General features: G+C 61.4%; 16 protein-coding genes. 5 read left to right on the top strand and 11 right to left on the bottom strand.

Annotated features, from left to right (window positions below; all coding sequences use genetic code 11):
- The 3 genes from tatB to ACTRWK_RS00345 are packed head-to-tail and all read left to right on the top strand — an operon-like array spanning position 1 to position 2356.
- The gene (gene tatB, locus ACTRWK_RS00355) at positions 1 to 639 is read left to right on the top strand and encodes a Sec-independent protein translocase protein TatB (RefSeq protein WP_462843740.1); all 639 of its coding nucleotides are present in this window, start codon (positions 1 to 3) and stop codon (positions 637 to 639) included.
- Positions 636 to 1520 (top strand): twin-arginine translocase subunit TatC, encoded by an 885-nt coding sequence (gene tatC, locus ACTRWK_RS00350; protein WP_005853927.1) that lies wholly within the window; start codon positions 636 to 638, stop codon positions 1518 to 1520. The genes tatB and tatC overlap by 4 nt, the downstream gene beginning before the upstream one ends.
- On the top strand, positions 1517 to 2356 hold the full coding sequence (locus ACTRWK_RS00345; protein ID WP_138058753.1) for an ATP-binding protein: 840 nt from the start codon (positions 1517 to 1519) through the stop codon (positions 2354 to 2356). Before tatC ends, ACTRWK_RS00345 begins: the two co-directional genes overlap by 4 nt.
- Positions 2357 to 2426: 70 nt before the next feature.
- On the opposite strand, the gene ACTRWK_RS00340 is transcribed toward ACTRWK_RS00345, so the two are convergent.
- The 11 genes from ACTRWK_RS00340 to alr form a co-directional block, all read right to left on the bottom strand.
- The gene (locus ACTRWK_RS00340) at positions 2427 to 3683 is read right to left on the bottom strand and encodes a LysM peptidoglycan-binding domain-containing protein (protein ID WP_462843739.1); all 1257 of its coding nucleotides are present in this window, start codon (positions 3681 to 3683) and stop codon (positions 2427 to 2429) included.
- Positions 3684 to 3759: 76 nt separating this feature from the next.
- A complete protein-coding gene (locus tag ACTRWK_RS00335) occupies positions 3760 to 4419 on the bottom strand; it encodes a protein-L-isoaspartate(D-aspartate) O-methyltransferase (RefSeq protein WP_005853921.1) in 660 nt (219 codons plus the stop codon).
- Entirely contained in the window at positions 4416 to 5201 is a 786-nt protein-coding gene (gene surE, locus ACTRWK_RS00330) for a 5'/3'-nucleotidase SurE (RefSeq protein WP_037944447.1), read from the bottom strand. Before surE ends, ACTRWK_RS00335 begins: the two co-directional genes overlap by 4 nt.
- Before the next feature lie 72 nt (positions 5202 to 5273).
- On the bottom strand, positions 5274 to 5924 hold the full coding sequence (locus ACTRWK_RS00325; RefSeq protein WP_289081571.1) for an SDR family NAD(P)-dependent oxidoreductase: 651 nt from the start codon (positions 5922 to 5924) through the stop codon (positions 5274 to 5276).
- 72 nt (positions 5925 to 5996) lie between these two features.
- Positions 5997 to 6263, bottom strand: coding sequence for a hypothetical protein (locus tag ACTRWK_RS00320; protein ID WP_005853915.1), 267 nt, complete (start codon positions 6261 to 6263; stop codon positions 5997 to 5999).
- A 219-nt stretch (positions 6264 to 6482) separates the two neighbouring features.
- On the bottom strand, positions 6483 to 7967 hold the full coding sequence (gene purF / locus ACTRWK_RS00315) for an amidophosphoribosyltransferase (protein WP_037944446.1): 1485 nt from the start codon (positions 7965 to 7967) through the stop codon (positions 6483 to 6485).
- Positions 7968 to 8153: 186 nt separating this feature from the next.
- A complete protein-coding gene (locus tag ACTRWK_RS00310) occupies positions 8154 to 8708 on the bottom strand; it encodes a CvpA family protein (RefSeq protein WP_005853908.1) in 555 nt (184 codons plus the stop codon).
- Between the two features lie 28 nt (positions 8709 to 8736).
- Positions 8737 to 10104, bottom strand: coding sequence for a DNA repair protein RadA (gene radA / locus ACTRWK_RS00305; protein ID WP_132997254.1), 1368 nt, complete (start codon positions 10102 to 10104; stop codon positions 8737 to 8739).
- Positions 10105 to 10164: 60 nt separating this feature from the next.
- Positions 10165 to 10932 carry a DNA repair protein gene (locus ACTRWK_RS00300; protein ID WP_289081572.1) on the bottom strand — a complete coding sequence of 256 codons (768 nt, stop codon included), beginning with the start codon at positions 10930 to 10932 and terminating at the stop codon, positions 10165 to 10167.
- A gap of 165 nt (positions 10933 to 11097) precedes the next feature.
- Positions 11098 to 11571: a paraquat-inducible protein A gene (locus ACTRWK_RS00295; protein WP_064216403.1), complete on the bottom strand. Its 474-nt coding sequence runs from the start codon at positions 11569 to 11571 to the stop codon at positions 11098 to 11100.
- Complete coding sequence (gene alr, locus ACTRWK_RS00290) at positions 11561 to 12595, bottom strand: alanine racemase (RefSeq protein ID WP_064216404.1); 1035 nt, start codon at positions 12593 to 12595, stop codon at positions 11561 to 11563. The genes ACTRWK_RS00295 and alr overlap by 11 nt, the downstream gene beginning before the upstream one ends.
- Before the next feature lie 237 nt (positions 12596 to 12832).
- On the opposite strand from alr, the gene ACTRWK_RS00285 reads away from it, so the two are divergent.
- Together ACTRWK_RS00285 and ACTRWK_RS00280 are read left to right on the top strand one after the other, a co-directional pair.
- Positions 12833 to 14149 carry an alpha/beta hydrolase family protein gene (locus ACTRWK_RS00285; protein WP_462843802.1) on the top strand — a complete coding sequence of 439 codons (1317 nt, stop codon included), beginning with the start codon at positions 12833 to 12835 and terminating at the stop codon, positions 14147 to 14149.
- A gap of 12 nt (positions 14150 to 14161) precedes the next feature.
- Positions 14162 to 14887: a sterol desaturase family protein gene (locus tag ACTRWK_RS00280; RefSeq protein WP_064216406.1), complete on the top strand. Its 726-nt coding sequence runs from the start codon at positions 14162 to 14164 to the stop codon at positions 14885 to 14887.
- The last annotated feature ends 12 nt before the right edge of the window (positions 14888 to 14899 follow it).

Here is a 14899-nt window from a genome sequence, read left to right as displayed (position 1 = left end):
ATGTTTGATATGGGGTGGTCAGAGCTGTTGGTCGTTGGCGTTGTCGCGCTGATTGTGGTGGGTCCCAAGGACCTGCCCGTGCTGTTTCGCAAGGTCGGCCAGTTTGTGGGCAAGGCCAAGGGGATGGCGCGCGAGTTCAGCAATGCGATGAATGATGCCGCCGATGACACGGGCATGCGCGAGATGTCGTCCAGTTTGAACAAGACGTTGAAAACCGCGACGAACCCGCTGGGATCGGCGATGGACGAAGTGAAATCAGCGACCAAATCCCTGTCCAAATTCGACCCCGAAAGCGAGACGGGTAAACTGGCCTCGCAGCGGGCCGAGGATGTCAAGAAGATCCAGGCCGCCACAGCCCGTGCCGGTGCCGAGCGCAAGCAGCGTGAAGCTGCCGAAGCGCTGGCACAGGCCGACGCCACAGAGGCGAAACTGGCGACACCCGCCGCCGCGCCGCAGATCGAGAAGCCGGCGGCGAAAGCTCCTGCCAAGAAAGCGCCAGCCAAGAAGGCAGCTGCCGCCAAAACGCCAGCTAAAGCCACGCCCGCGAAGAAGCCTGCCGCCAAGAAACCTGCCGCAGCGAAACCTGCGGCCAAGAAAGCCGCGCCCAAAGCGCCAGCGGCCAAAAAGAGTGACACATGAGTGCATCAGACGATATTGACGACAGCGCCGCCCCGCTGATCGAGCATCTGGCCGAGCTGCGCACGCGGCTGATCCATTCGGTGATCGCCTTTATCATCGGCATGGTGATCTGTTTTACCGTCTGGAATCCGATCTTTAACTTCCTGACGAACCCTTTGTGTTCGGCTATGGCCGAGCGTGGGCAGGAAGACTGCGGGTTGATCCTGATCAAGCTGCAAGAGGGCTTTTTCGTCGCCATCTCTATCTCTTTGCTGGGCGGGCTGGTTTTGGGCTTTCCATATATCAGCTACCAACTGTGGCGCTTCGTGGCACCGGGGCTTTACAAGAACGAGAAGGGCGCGTTTCTGCCCTTCCTGATCTCGAGCCCGCTGATGTTCTTTTTGGGCGCGTCCTTTGCCTTTTATGTCGTGACGCCGCTGGCTTTCGATTTCTTCCTTGGGTTCCAGCAGGCGGGCACGCTTGTCGGCGAGGGGACGGATAACGCAGGCGGAATCGCGGCCATCGCGTTCCAGGGGTCGGCTCAGGAGTATCTGAGCCTGACGATCAAGTTCATCGTGGCCTTTGGCCTGTGCTTTCAGCTGCCCGTATTGCTGACCCTGATGGGCAAGGCCGGACTGGTCAGCGCCGAAGGGCTTGGCAACGTGCGCAAATATGCGGTGGTTGGTATTCTGGTGCTGGCCGCACTTGTCACGCCGCCGGATGTGATCACCCAAGGGATCCTGTTTGTTGTGGTCTACGGGCTTTACGAAATCTCTATCTTTCTTGTAGGGCGGGTTGAACGCAAACGAGAAGAACAGCTGCGCGCAGACGGGTATTATGACGACGAATATGACGACCCGATCCTCGCAGAGTTCGAAGAGGATGAGGACGACCTGAAGTGAACCGTGACCCGATGGACCGTATTGCAGCGGCGTTGGAGAGGATGTCTCCTCCGCCGCTGAAAACCCCGGATTTTGATGTAGCGGGGGCCTTTGTCTGGCAGACAGGGCCGGACCATCTGGCACCGGTCGAAACGGTCAGCAAGGTTGATCTATCGCTGCTGGTCGGGGTGGATCGTGCGCGCGACACGTTGCTGGCCAACACGATGCAATTCGCCGCCGGTCTGCCCGCCAACAACGCCCTGCTGTGGGGCGCGCGCGGGATGGGCAAGTCGAGCCTTGTGAAAGCCGTGCACGCCCATGTCCGCGAGACGCACGACCGTTTGCGCATCGTGGAACTGCAACGCGAGGACCTGCCATCCGTGGGCCGTCTGCTGAGCCTGCTGCGCGGTGCGCGACAACGGTTTATCCTTTATTGCGATGATCTGAGCTTTGGTCATGACGACGCGCATTACAAATCGCTGAAGGCGGTGCTGGATGGCGGGATCGAAGGGCGGCCAGAGAATGTCGTGCTTTATGCCACGTCGAACCGGCGGCATCTGATGCCCCGTGACATGATCGAGAACGAACGTGGCTCTGCCATCAACCCTGCCGAGGCGGTGGAAGAGAAAGTATCGCTGTCGGATCGGTTCGGGCTGTGGCTAGGCTTCCATCCCTGCGACCAGAAACAGTATCTGGATATGATCCGCGGTTATTGCGATGCTTACGGGGTCGAGATTGACGCCAAGACTCTGCACGCCGAGGCGATCGAATGGCAAGCGACCCGTGGCGCGCGGTCGGGCCGTGTGGCGTGGCAGTATTTCGTTGATCTGGCAGGGCGTCGCGGCGTCGCGCTGTAAGCGACCTTCGCAAACGCTTGCGGCCCCGAAAAGGGGCCGCGTTTTGAAGCTGTTCAGTTTTCCAGTTGGCTTAGTTCAGGTAGGGCGTCGGATCGACGCTATCAAAGCCTTTGCGCACCTCGAAATGTACGAATGAATCATCGCCCGGGCGCAGCTTGGCGATGCTTGCCCCTTTAGAGACGCTATCCCCTTTGGCGACCGACACATTGGCGACATTGGCATAAACGGTCAGCAGGTTGTCAGGGTGGCGGATCACGACAATCGGCACGCCCTCGGCGCTTTTGGTGATCGCGGCGACGGTGCCGCTATCGGCGGCTTTGACCGCAGCATCCGGTGTGCCCTTGATGTTGATGCCCTCGTTCTTGCCCTTGGAATAGGCGCGGATGATGCTGCCCTGTACGGGGGGCGACATGCGGCCGGAAGAGGCGGGTTGCGTCGTCTTGCCCACATCGGCGACAGGCTTGGCTGCGGCGGGTTCGGGCTTTGGCGCGGCGGGCTTCTCGTCCACGGGCGGTAGCGGTTTCGCGGCGCTTGGCGGGGTCGGCGTTGGCGATCCGGTGCCGGGCAAGCTGGTCGTTGTCGGTGCAGTGGCCGTCGCGGCGGCTGGCACTGCAGCGCTGCGTTTCGGGGCGGCCTGCTGCGCCACGGGGATCAGCAGGAACTGCCCTTCGCGGACAGAGAAATCAGCGCCAAGCCCGTTCCATTCGGCCAGCGTTTCAACCGGCACGGCATAGAGACGCGCGATGGTATAGGCGGTTTCCCCACGTTCCACCTTGTGGCGCACAGGCTCGATCCCGGTCTGTTTCGCGGGGTTCTCGCGGGTGGTGGTCTGCGCCGAGGGCAGGGTGGTGGTCTGCACGCCGGGGGTGGCGGGCGCCCGGTTGATCGCGCCGCCTGCGATGGTCTGGATATCGACTGCTGCAGTGGTGATCGGACCGGTGCCCGACGCGCCAGTCGCGGGCGAGGGTTCGGCCACGCGGGTCGGTAGGGCGATGATCTCTCCCTTGCGGAGGGGGACAGTGGGGTCGATGCCATTGTAGCGCGACAGGCTGCCCACATCGGCACCCACGCGGGTGGCCACGTCAGACAGCGTATCGCCACGCCGCGCCACGGCGACCTGATAGTTGGGGTAGGAAATCACACCGCGGTTGTCCGGTGCGGGGCGTTCATCCAGCGGGCCGGTGGCTGCGTGGGCGGTGGTGAAACCGTCGCCAAAGCCGCCGCGCAAATCCATATCAAGGGGCTGTTCACACGCGGCGAGCAAAAGCGCAGAGCTGCCCGCCAGTACCGTCAGCCTGAGGGTACGGGTCACGTTTGGTTGGGTCATCTGCTCGTCCTCGTCTTCGGTGCCGTCAGCGCCTTGGGGTCCCCGTTCGGGCGGAGTTCCCCTTGCTATACTGCATTTAGCCGTCTTTTCCCAGCCCTTCAAGCAAGGGAACAAAGCGGACCTTGCGCAGCTCGTCATATTCCAGCCCGGTCTCGGTTTTGCGTACACGTATGAGGTGTTGAACCGTGTCCGACTGGCCCACGGGCACGACCATGATGCCGCCCACCTTGAGCTGAGCCAGAAGCGGGCCGGGGGGGTCTTCGGCGGCGGCGGTCACGATGATCCGGTCAAAGGGGGCCTGTTCGGGCAAGCCAAAGCTGCCGTCGCCTATGATCGCCGTGATGTTGGACAGGGCCAGATCCTCGAAGATCTGGCGGGCCTCTACCACCAGTCTGCGGTGGCGGTCGATGGTATAGACGCGCCGCGCCAGTTTGCTGAGGATCGCGGCCTGATAGCCTGATCCGGTCCCCACCTCGAGCACCTTGTCACGCGACGACACATCCAGCGCCTGCGTCATCAGCGCCACAACCGAAGGCTGGCTGATGGTCTGACCGCAGGCGATCGGCAGGGGCATGTCCTCGTAGGCGCGGGACGCGAAAAGGCCGCGGATGAAGGGACCTCGGTCGATCTGCTCCATCGCGTTCAGGACACGGGCATCGGTGACGCCCTTGGAACGGAGTGCGTAAAGAAATTGCATCTTGCGTGTCGCGTCTGTGATGTCTTCTTCGTCGTTCATGTATTGATGGCTTTTAGCGCGTCAAATGTATCATGAGCGGTGAGGTCGGCGCGCATGGGCGTGACCGAGATATAGCCGTCAAGGTTCAGCGCGGCGTCGGTGCCGTCGTCCGTCGGGATCTGCTGGTCCGCGCCCTTGATCCACAAGAACCGCCGCCCCGAGGGCGACAGCTGCGGGATCGTGGAAAAGCTGGTATCGCGGCGCATCCCCTGGGGGGCCAAACGGATGCCCTGAACCTCTGCCGCTGCGACGGGCGGAAAATTCACGTTATAGAACAGACGGTAGCCATCCCCATGCGCCGGTGTCGCATCCAGAATACGGCGGATCACATCGGCCCCGTGGCCGGCGGCGGCCTCGAACGGGTCATCCAGATCGCGGTTGGCAGGGCCGTAGTATTGCGACAGCGCCACGGCGGGGATGCCTTGCAGCGCCGCCTCCATCGCGCCACCGATCGTGCCGGAATAGAGCGTGTTTTCAGCCGCGTTGTTGCCGCGGTTCACACCGGACAGCACCAGATCAGGGCGGGCATCCAGCATACAGTCATGAAGTGCGGCCATCACACAATCGGCCGGGCTGCCCTCGACCGAAAAGCGCCGGTCGCTGACCTTTTCGACCATCATCGGCTTGGTGTAGCTGATGCAATGCCCGACGCCGGATTGTTCATAGGCGGGGGCCACGGTCCAGACCTCGCCATCGGGTCCGGCCAGGTCAGTGGCAATGCCCTGCAGGGTCTTCAGACCCGGAGCGTGAATACCGTCGTCGTTGGTGATCAGAATGCGCATAAATTCCCCTTTGCGCCTTGATAGGCGACGGGGCGCGGCGCGGCAAGGCAGGAGCCTTCACCGCATCATGTTTTAAGGCTGGGAAACAGCCAGTTGCGCCAGAATTTCAGCGGCTTGCGACTGTGGCGTGTTCAGCGCCTCGCGGTCTTCACCGGGGTGGAAACGCGCGCGTGTCGCGGTTGGCATAGGGGCGGGCGTCATGATGTGGACGCGCGGGCCGATTGCCACGGCTTCGGACTGCCAGCTTTTGGCCAGCGCGATCTGCGCGGCTTTGGTGGCCCCGTAGCTGCCAAAGAACTTGGTCGCTACAACCGGATCGTCAAAGAACACGGCCTGACCCGATTGCCCCAGCAGCGGTGCCACATAGGTGATCAGGGTCGAGGTGGCGGTGACGTTACAGGCGACAGATTTGGCCATGTCTTTGGCGTCGATGTGATCGGTCGGGGCCAAGGGGGCGGCATGGACAGCGGTGTGCAGCCACAGATCAAGGCTGCCCCAGCGGTCATAGATGCCACGGCACAGGGTCGCCATCGCATCGGCATTGGTGATGTCCATCGGGGCCAATGTCGCGCTGCCGCCGCGGGACTGGATGCGGTCGTCCAGCTCTTCCAGGGCACCGGTGGTTTTGGCGACTGCAATGATGTGATGCGTGTCGCAAAGTGCTTCGGCCAGGGCGGCACCAAGACCGCGGGACGCGCCAGTGATAAGAGCTTTTTTTGTCATGGGGTGGCTTTGCCTGAGCCACCGCGCCCCGTCAAGAGGGGCGCGGCACCCGGGGTCATGTCGCGGGGCGTTTCACCCTTTGGGAAGTTTGAGCGTCACCGTGCGCCCGCGCTGCGCCAGAACTACGCTGTCGTCGCCAATGGCGGCGACGATGCCGTCGCTGATCTTGTCGTTCAATGTCACGCGGTGGATGCGTCCGCGGCCATCGCGGATCAACGCGCCGGGGTCGGTCAGGCTGCCGAAGGTACCAATCAGGGCGAGCTTGGGCAGGGACGCCTGCTGCGTAGCCAGATTGAGTGTTTTCTGCGGGGTCGGAGTGCCTTTTTCGTCAGTCGACATGGGTGCCTCTTGCTGCGCTTAGGGGGGCAAAGAATGGTTAGACCGAGGGGCTAACAAAGCTGCCTGACAGCCGAAAGAGGGCGCGGGGGAAGCTGGCAAAGACTGGCTTGCACGTCGGCAAAGCTTTGCCAGCGGCACGGGGGCGCGAAACAGCAAAAGGGCGGGCGAGGGGTTGAACCCTGCGCCCGCCCTTGCGGAACTTGTCGCGAAGCGGCGGCTTTACTCGGCGGCTGGCTTCATCTCGAACCCTTGATTGATCTGGTCGGCAGGGGTGACAGGGTAATCGCCCGAGAAGCAGGCATCGCAGTACTGAGGGCACTTGTTGTTGCGACCCTCTGCCTCGCCCACGGCGCGGTAAAGCCCGTCGAGCGAAATGAACTTGAGGCTATCCACTTGCAAATGCTCGCGCATTTCCTCTTCGGACATGGTGGCCGCCAGCAGCTTTTCACGTTGCGGCGTGTCCACACCGTAGAAACAGGGCCACGCGGTGGGGGGCGAAGCAATGCGGAAGTGGACCTCTTTCGCGCCGGCATCAAGGATCATCTCTTTGATCTTGCGGCTGGTGGTGCCACGCACAACCGAATCGTCGACAAGGATGACCCGCTTGCCCTTGATCAGCGCGCGGTTCACGTTGAGCTTTAGCCGCACGCCCATGTTGCGGATCTGCTCGGTCGGTTCGATGAAGGTCCGGCCCATGTATTGGTTGCGGATAATCCCCATCGCATAGGGAATACCCGATTCGAGGCTGAAACCGATGGCCGCAGGCGTGCCGCTGTCGGGGACGGGGCAGACAAGATCCGCCTCTACCGGCGATTCCTTGGCCAGCTCGCGCCCGATGGCTTCGCGGGTTTCATAGACCGAACGACCGCCAAGGATGCTGTCGGGGCGGCTGAAATAGACGTGTTCAAAGATACAGAAACGCGATGCGACACGGCGGAAGGGGAAATGGCTTTCGACGCCCGAAGGGGTGATCACGACCATCTCGCCGGGCTCGATCTCGCGGACGAATTCGGCACCGATGATGTCCAGCGCGCAGGTCTCGGAGCTGAGCGCCCAACCGTCGCCAAGCTTGCCCAGAACCAGCGGGCGCACGCCCAAAGGATCGCGCACGCCGATCAGCTTGGTGCGGGTCATCGCCACGACCGAAAACGCGCCTTCCACACGGCGCAGCGCGTCTTCCATGCGTTCGGGAATGTTGCGTTGCAGGGACCGCGCCATCAGGTGGATGATACATTCGCTGTCCGACGAGGACTGGAAGATCGACCCGCGTTCAATCAGCTCGCGGCGCAGGGCGTTGGCGTTGGTGATATTGCCATTATGGGCAATCGCGGCACCGCCCATGGCGAATTCGCCAAAGAAGGGCTGCACATCGCGGATCGCTGTCGGACCTTTGTGACCAGAGGTCGAATAACGCACATGCCCGATAGACAGTTCGCCGGGCAGCGTCTCCATCACCTTTTGCGAGGTGAAGTTGTCGCGCACATAGCCGAAGCGGCGGGCGGACTGGAAACCGGCAGCGGGGTCATAGCTGACGATCCCGCCGGCTTCCTGACCACGGTGCTGCAACGCGTGCAGGCCGAGGGCCACAAAGTTCGAGGCGTCTGCAACGCCGATCACGCCGAACACCCCGCATTCTTCTTTGAGTTTATCCCCGTCATCTGCATCACGCAGATAGGAGGAATCAAACGGGTGTGCGGGGGGCATGATCTTGGACAACGGGGCAACTCCGAATCCGATGAAGGGATAGGGGCTATGTAGGACTTTGGGCGGGCCTTGTCACCCCGCCGTTACATTTTGCCCCCGCATATGCTGCGATGCAACATATGGCAGAAACGCAAACGCCCCCGAAAACGGGGGCGCATGTTTAACTTTTGGCAGTGTCAGCGGCGATTAGGCACCGCAAGCACCAACCAGTGCCTCGTAGCGGGTGGTGATCCAGCCCAATGCGGCTTCTGGGTTCTGCTCTTCGATCTGGCCGGTAAAGCGCCCGAAGACCTGTGCCGACCGGCTTTCGTCCACCATGGTGAAGGTCTGGCCGGTGATCACGGTGTCATACACAAAGAACGCGATGGCGACCAAGAGGATGCCGCGCGCCACGCCGAAAAGAAACCCGAGCCCCTGATCCAGACCACCCAGAACAGAGCGCTGCACCAGCGACGAAAACAACGGGGTGAACAGCGAGACCACAATCAGCGCGATGGCAAAGACGATGGCAAACGCCCCGATAATCGATAGTTCACAACTGTCGGCAAGGAATTCGCCTACAACAGGGATCTCTGACACAAGCGGTTCAACCTGCGGCGCGAAGAGGAACGCAAGGATCGCGGCGGCAATCCAGCCCACGATCGCCATAAATTCGCGTACAAGCCCGCGGCCATAAGCCAGCAAAGCCGACAGAACGATGACAAGCGCCACAACCCCGTCAATGATGGTAAAACCTTCCATGGTCGTCTTGCCTTCCTTGAAGGGGCGGTTAGCCAGCCCCGAATATTTCGCCTACAAATCCGGTGAGATCGCTCATGGTGTTAAGCGTTATGCCGTTCTTGCCCACCGGTTTTCCGCCCGCGGGCGCGATGGCGCTGGTAAAACCAAGTTTTTGCGCTTCTTTCAACCTATTTTCGGTTTGACTGGCGGGGCGTAGCGCACCGGACAGGCTGATTTCGCCGAAAACAACGGTTTCCGCGGGCAAGGCCACGTCTTCGCGCGCGCTGAGCAAGGCGGCCGCGACCGCCAAATCCGCCGCCGGCTCCGAGATTTTCATCCCGCCTGCCACGTTGAGGTAAACATCAAGCCCCGCAAAGGGGATGCCGCAACGGGCCTCTAGCACGGCGAGGATCATCGCAAGCCGTCCCCCGTCCCAGCCGACAACCGTACGCCGCGCCTGCGAATGAGGCGACGGGGCCACAAGCGCCTGAAGCTCGCATAAAACAGGGCGGGTGCCTTCGATACCTGCGAAAACCACTGACCCTGCGGCGGGTGTGCCGCGTTCGGACAGAAACAGGGCAGAGGGGTTGGTGACCTCTGCCAGCCCTTCGCCGGTCATCTCGAATACGCCGATCTCGTCTGCGGGGCCAAAGCGGTTCTTGACCGCGCGCAGGATGCGGAACTGGTGGCCGCGCTCGCCCTCGAAATACAGCACGGTATCGACCATATGCTCGACCACGCGCGGCCCCGCGATCTGCCCGTCCTTGGTGACATGCCCCACAAGAATCACGGAAACACCGCGCCGTTTGGCAAAGCTTGTCAGCTCGTGCGCGGCGGCGCGGACCTGACTGACGGACCCGGGGGCGGAATCGACGTTATCGGCCCACATGGTCTGTATCGAATCGATGATGACCAGATCGGGCTTCACCTCTTCAAGCGTGGTCAGGATATCGCGCAGATTGGTTTCGGCGGCCAACTGCACCGAGGCGTCGGACAGCCCCAAACGCTGCGCCCGCATACGGACCTGCGCCGAGGCTTCCTCTCCGCTGACGTAGATTGTTTTCAAACCGCTGCGGGCAAAATGGGCCGCTGCTTGCAGCAAAAGGGTGGATTTCCCGATGCCCGGATCACCGCCCACCAGAATGGCAGAGGAGGGCACCAGCCCGCCGCCCAAAACGCGGTCCAGCTCGGCAATGCCGGAATGGCTGCGGGGCGGGGGCGTGTCCTTGGTGGTGAGGTCGGTCAGCACCATCGCCGCACCGCGACGGGTGCCAAGCGATTTGCTGGGCGGGCCGGATGAAATGCCCTTGTCCTGCTGGATCGTATTCCATTCGCCGCAGGCATCACAGCGCCCGGACCATTTGTTATAGGTCGCACCGCAAGCCGTGCACGAAAATGTAACGGGAGATTTAGCCATGCGTCTTTCTGGCCGAACAAAGGGGAAACGTCAAAGCAAAACCTTGGTGTCTGCGCGGGGTTACTCCGCTGCTTTGGGCGGCAGCTCTACCACGCGTGAGTCGCGGGCCATTTCATCCGCCGATACCGTACGTTCGATTCCCAGTTCGGGCATGATCTCGCGCATTTCAGCGCGCAGGCGGTCCAGCTGTGCTGCGGCCACGCTCTCTTCCAGCTCGACCTCGTGCAGCCAGTGCTTCATCTCGGACGTGATGCCTTTGGCCTGATCCAGACGGCTGTTGAACAGGTTCACTTCTTCCTGACGCTGCTTTAGGAAATTGCGCGCGCGTTCGATTTTCTCGTCGGCATAGACGGTCGCCAGCTCTTTCGAGATGTGGCTCATCTGCGCGGCGACTTCCAGAAGGGCGGGTTCAAGGGTGCTAAGGTCAGGGTGATCGCGCAGATAGGCCAGCCGTTCGCGGACCGAGTCGAATTCGGAAGACATGTGAAAAACGTCACCGCGATCCGCCGCATGCACCGCCCCGTAGGCGCGGGTGATGTCATCCATGTTCAGCGCAAATTTGCGGTGCGATGTCTCAAGCTGCATGATGCGGCGGTTGGTGGGGATGAAAAAGCAGATGCCCACGGCCAGAATGGTCAGACCGATCTGCGCATACATCCCTGCATTCTCAACGGGTTGCCCGCCATAGTAGAGTGGTAGTTCGATCCAGGCCCATTGGCCAAGCGCGGCCATAACGGTACAGACGGTGATCGCCACGGCGGCAACAGCGAAAACCGCGAATGCGAGTCTTTGAAAAAGATACTGAATAAGTGCCGTCAACGCGTTCATCTGTCTCACCTTGTGCTTGAGTTGCTGTTGTAAGCAAGAATATGCCGATGTTGGCAAAAGGCGAAGAAAATCTTGAAATTTCCGTAAATGAATCGATTTTACTCGGGAAATTCCGAGCAATTCTACCCAGGCGGGTGGATTGGTCGGGTGAAAACGCCAGCTTGCTTAGGCGATTTTCTGCGCGCGGTGCCCGATAAACAGGGATGCGAGGATGCAGCCTGTAAACAGGTATAGCCCCCAAGCCGTCTCGATCCGCCCGATGCCGATTCCCTTTGATAGGGTTACATAAAGCGCGATCAGAAACACATCCGCCATCGCCAATTTGCCGATTGCCTGCAAGACGGGCAGGGCGCGTGGGCCGATCAGGTGGAACTGTACCAGCGTCAGGCCGACGGTCTTAACATAAGGCGCGACAAGCGCAAAAATCGCGACGATCAGCGCCAGAAACAGGTCGGTGTCCCAGAGGGATTTCAGCCCGCTCAGGACAGAGATTTCGGTGAGCCCGAACAGCGGCAACACGCCCGCCCGCAATAAGGGCGCGGCCCATGCAACAGGGTAGAGGATCAGCAGAGACAGGTTTGCAATGCGCAGCAGCATATCAAAGCGGTCTGCGCGGAGGCGTGCCCCATCACTCCACATAGACCCGGTCATAGCGCGCGCCAAGCGCGGTCAGCACCTCGTAGCCGATGGTGCCCGCAAACCCGGCGACCGTATCAACAGACTGATAGTTCCCGATCAGCTGCAAATGCTCTGGCACCTCTGCCAGGCTGGTCACATCGACGGTGATCAGATCCATAGAGACACGGCCAACAACGGGCAGTTTGCGCCCCTCGTGGGTGAAAGTGGCCCCGTTGCCCAAGGCGCGGATCAACCCGTCGGCATAACCCGCAGCAACGGTGGCGACCAATGTCGGGCGGGGGGCCGTCCAGGCGCAGCCATAGCCGACGGTCTGGCCCGTGGCGACTTCGCGCACCTGAATGACAGGCACATCCAGCGTCACCACCGGCATCGCATCGGCGAAGGGCAATCCGCCGTAGACCCCGATGCCCGGGCGGGTCAGGTCAAAGTGGTAGTCACGGCCAAGCATAATCCCTCCCGTCGCGGCCAAGGATCGTGGCACGTTCAACCCATCCGTCATCTCGCGGAACGTCTTGAGCTGGCGGGCATTCATAGGGTGGTTCGGTTCATCCGCGCAGGCCAGATGCGACATGATCAAGGTCGGGTTCTGCGCCAGGGCGATGTCGCGCAGCGCAGCCCATTCAGCCGGGTCCATGCCAAGGCGGTTCATGCCGCTGTTCAGTTGCACCCCGAAACGATGGCCGGGCAGGGCTTCGACATGGGCGATCATCTGATCGACCGAATTGATCATCGGCGTCAGGGCCGCGCTTCGGATCATATCGGCGTCACCGGGCATATGCCCCGCAAAGACGTTGATCGCAGGGCCGGGCCCCAACACGCGACGCAGGGCCACGCCCTCTTCCGCGACAGCGACAAAGAACTTGCGCGCGCCTTGGGCGGCGAGAACCGGCGCCACGCGGTCAATGCCCAGACCATAGGCATTCGCCTTGATCACGGCACCGGTGTCGCAGCCGGTCATTTTGTTCAGCGCCTGCCAATTGGCGGCAATCGCATTGAGGTCGATAGAGAGGGTGGCTGTTGTCATGGGATTTGTTTTGACCGTATGCCCGCCAAGGTCAAGCCACGAGCAGGGCCACCGGCCAATAATCCCTCGCCTTGCGGGGAGGCGGGCGGAATGTTTGGCCCATTTCCCTAACGTAACGAAACCTTCGCATGATGCTTGCATGGTGGCGCGAACGCGATAGCTTGGTTCCTGACAAAAGACAGGCTGCGCGCAGTAGCCGCATATAAAACGGGAGAGAGATCAATGCGAGTTTCAACAATGACAACGGGGCCCGTGCTGGCGGTGGTCACGGCGATGGCCGCGCCCATGGCGATGGCCGAGAACCGGATCGATACCCAGATGCCCACAGCCCCTGATATGGCGGCCTATGGCGACGAAGCGATCGGCGTGCGCCAGCTTGACCTGGTGCATAAGGACCAGATCGATATCCTGTCCATCGATCCCGCAGCGGACAAACCTGAAACCCTGCCGCGCTATGATCGCCCGCTGACCGTAGAGGTCTGGTACCCCGCCGCGGACGGGGCCACCGGCGACACCGCGATCAAGGCGTTCATCCGCGATGGCAAGACCGAGGTCACCTTGCAAGGCAAAGCCATGCGCGACGCGGAACCAGCACAGCCCGACGCGGCCTATCCGCTGGTCATCGTTTCCCACGGCTATCCCGGCAACCGCTTCCTGATGTCTCATCTGGCCGAGAATATCGCGTCAAAAGGCTATGTCGTGGCGTCCATCGATCACCTCGATTCCACCTATCGCACGCAGGCGGCCTTTGGCTCTACGCTGGTGAACCGGTCGCTGGACCAGCTTTTCGTGCTGGATGAAATGGCGCGTCTGTCGCAAGACGAAAGCTCTTTTCTCAATGGGTTGGTGGATGCGGATAACACCGGTTTGATCGGCTATTCCATGGGCGGCTACGGCGCGGTGATCACCGCAGGTGGTGGCGTGACCGAAGCGTCGGTCGGCTATGGCTGGGGCGGGCCGCATGGCACTTTGGGCATCCATCAGGCGGGGTCCGAGACGCATAACAACCTGCCCGACCCAAGGATCAAAACCGCCATCGCGATCGGCCCCTGGGGCATGAACACGGGCTTCTGGGATGCCGAAGGCTTGAAGGGCGTGCAGATCCCCATGCTGTTCATGGCCGGGTCCGAGGATATGGTATCGCTTTACGAAAAAGGCGTGCGCGCCATTTGGGAAAACGCCAGCAGCGTCGACCGCGCCTTGCTGACCTTTGAAAACGGCGGCCATAATGCGGCGGCCCCGATGCCTGCGCCTGCGGAATCCTTTCGCGATGACGCTGATCTGGGGTTCAACGTGTCGGGCCACTATACCGATCCGGTCTGGGACACGGTGCGCATGAACAACATCGCGCAGCATTTCGCCACCGTCTGGATGGCACAGCACCTCAAGGGCGATGCCGAGATGGGGGCCTATCTTGATCTGGTCGAAAACTCCAACGACGGGGTCTGGTCGATGAACGAGGATGGCACCCCGAAGGAGGATCACAGCTATTGGAAGGGGTTCGACAAGGATACCGCCAAAGGGTTGCGCTATGAAACCCTGTCGCCCGAGTAAGGGGGACCGCTGATGATGCGCTTGCGTATCATGTTCTCGCATGCGGCCGTCGTGGTGATGGCGGTCGCCTGTGGGGCGGGGCTGGTTGGCTTGGCGCTGTTCGCGCCGCTATGGGTCTGGGCGCTGATCCCCTTGGGGGTCGCCGCGCAAATGCTGAATGAATACAACCTGCACCGCTATGTGTTCCACCTGTCGCCCCCGCGGGCGCAATGGGCATTCAACCTGCTGTATATGGCGCACTACGGTCATCATGATTTCCCGACCAACACCAAGCTGTTTTTTGTGCCGATCTGGGTCGCTTTGCCGATGCTACTGGTGAACGGAGGGGTGCTGTGGGGTGTTCTTGCCCTGTTTGGTGTGCCGCAGGCGGGCTGGATCGCCGTGGCCATCGTGCCAGTGGGCGGGGTGCTGACCTTTCTGGTCTATGAATGGTTCCACATGACCGCCCATGTGAACGTGCCCAAAACGCGGGTAGAGCGTTATGTGACCACGCTGCACAACCAGCATCACTTCCGCGATTTCAGCAAGTGGTTCCACGTCAGCCCCGGCGGGGCCGTGATTGACCGGGCTATGGGGACGGCGATTGACCGCGAGGCGCTAAAGCACCAGCAACGGATTGAATTTATTCGTACTTTGGGGATGCGACCCAATGACCCAAGGCTGATCGCAGCGCGGGAGCGCTTTGCCGCGAAATACAACCTGTCAGAGGCAGAGATCGCCCGCGCGGCGGTTGTCTGACCTCCGCACAGG

The organism is Sulfitobacter sp. G5_S2_6_S6, from assembly GCF_054968505.1.
Note: the sequence above shows the minus strand (reverse complement) of the source record. Positions and strands in the feature narration are given on the sequence as shown.

Excerpts from the sequence above, each read along its gene's own strand:
- ACTRWK_RS00280 (WP_064216406.1), top strand. The coding sequence starts at position 14,162 with ATGATGCGCTTGCGTATCATGTTCTCGCATGCGGCCGTCGTGGTGATG.
- ACTRWK_RS00320 (WP_005853915.1), bottom strand. The coding sequence starts at position 6,263 with ATGTCGACTGACGAAAAAGGCACTCCGACCCCGCAGAAAACACTCAAT.
- radA (WP_132997254.1), bottom strand. The coding sequence starts at position 10,104 with ATGGCTAAATCTCCCGTTACATTTTCGTGCACGGCTTGCGGTGCGACC.
- tatC (WP_005853927.1), top strand. The coding sequence starts at position 636 with ATGAGTGCATCAGACGATATTGACGACAGCGCCGCCCCGCTGATCGAG.
- ACTRWK_RS00285 (WP_462843802.1), top strand. The coding sequence starts at position 12,833 with ATGACAACGGGGCCCGTGCTGGCGGTGGTCACGGCGATGGCCGCGCCC.
- alr (WP_064216404.1), bottom strand. The coding sequence starts at position 12,595 with ATGACAACAGCCACCCTCTCTATCGACCTCAATGCGATTGCCGCCAAT.
- ACTRWK_RS00295 (WP_064216403.1), bottom strand. The coding sequence starts at position 11,571 with ATGTGGAGTGATGGGGCACGCCTCCGCGCAGACCGCTTTGATATGCTG.
- ACTRWK_RS00310 (WP_005853908.1), bottom strand. The coding sequence starts at position 8,708 with ATGGAAGGTTTTACCATCATTGACGGGGTTGTGGCGCTTGTCATCGTT.
- ACTRWK_RS00325 (WP_289081571.1), bottom strand. The coding sequence starts at position 5,924 with ATGACAAAAAAAGCTCTTATCACTGGCGCGTCCCGCGGTCTTGGTGCC.
- purF (WP_037944446.1), bottom strand. The coding sequence starts at position 7,967 with ATGCCCCCCGCACACCCGTTTGATTCCTCCTATCTGCGTGATGCAGAT.
- ACTRWK_RS00335 (WP_005853921.1), bottom strand. The coding sequence starts at position 4,419 with ATGAACGACGAAGAAGACATCACAGACGCGACACGCAAGATGCAATTT.
- ACTRWK_RS00340 (WP_462843739.1), bottom strand. The coding sequence starts at position 3,683 with ATGACCCAACCAAACGTGACCCGTACCCTCAGGCTGACGGTACTGGCG.
- tatB (WP_462843740.1), top strand. The coding sequence starts at position 1 with ATGTTTGATATGGGGTGGTCAGAGCTGTTGGTCGTTGGCGTTGTCGCG.
- surE (WP_037944447.1), bottom strand. The coding sequence starts at position 5,201 with ATGCGCATTCTGATCACCAACGACGACGGTATTCACGCTCCGGGTCTG.
- ACTRWK_RS00300 (WP_289081572.1), bottom strand. The coding sequence starts at position 10,932 with ATGAACGCGTTGACGGCACTTATTCAGTATCTTTTTCAAAGACTCGCA.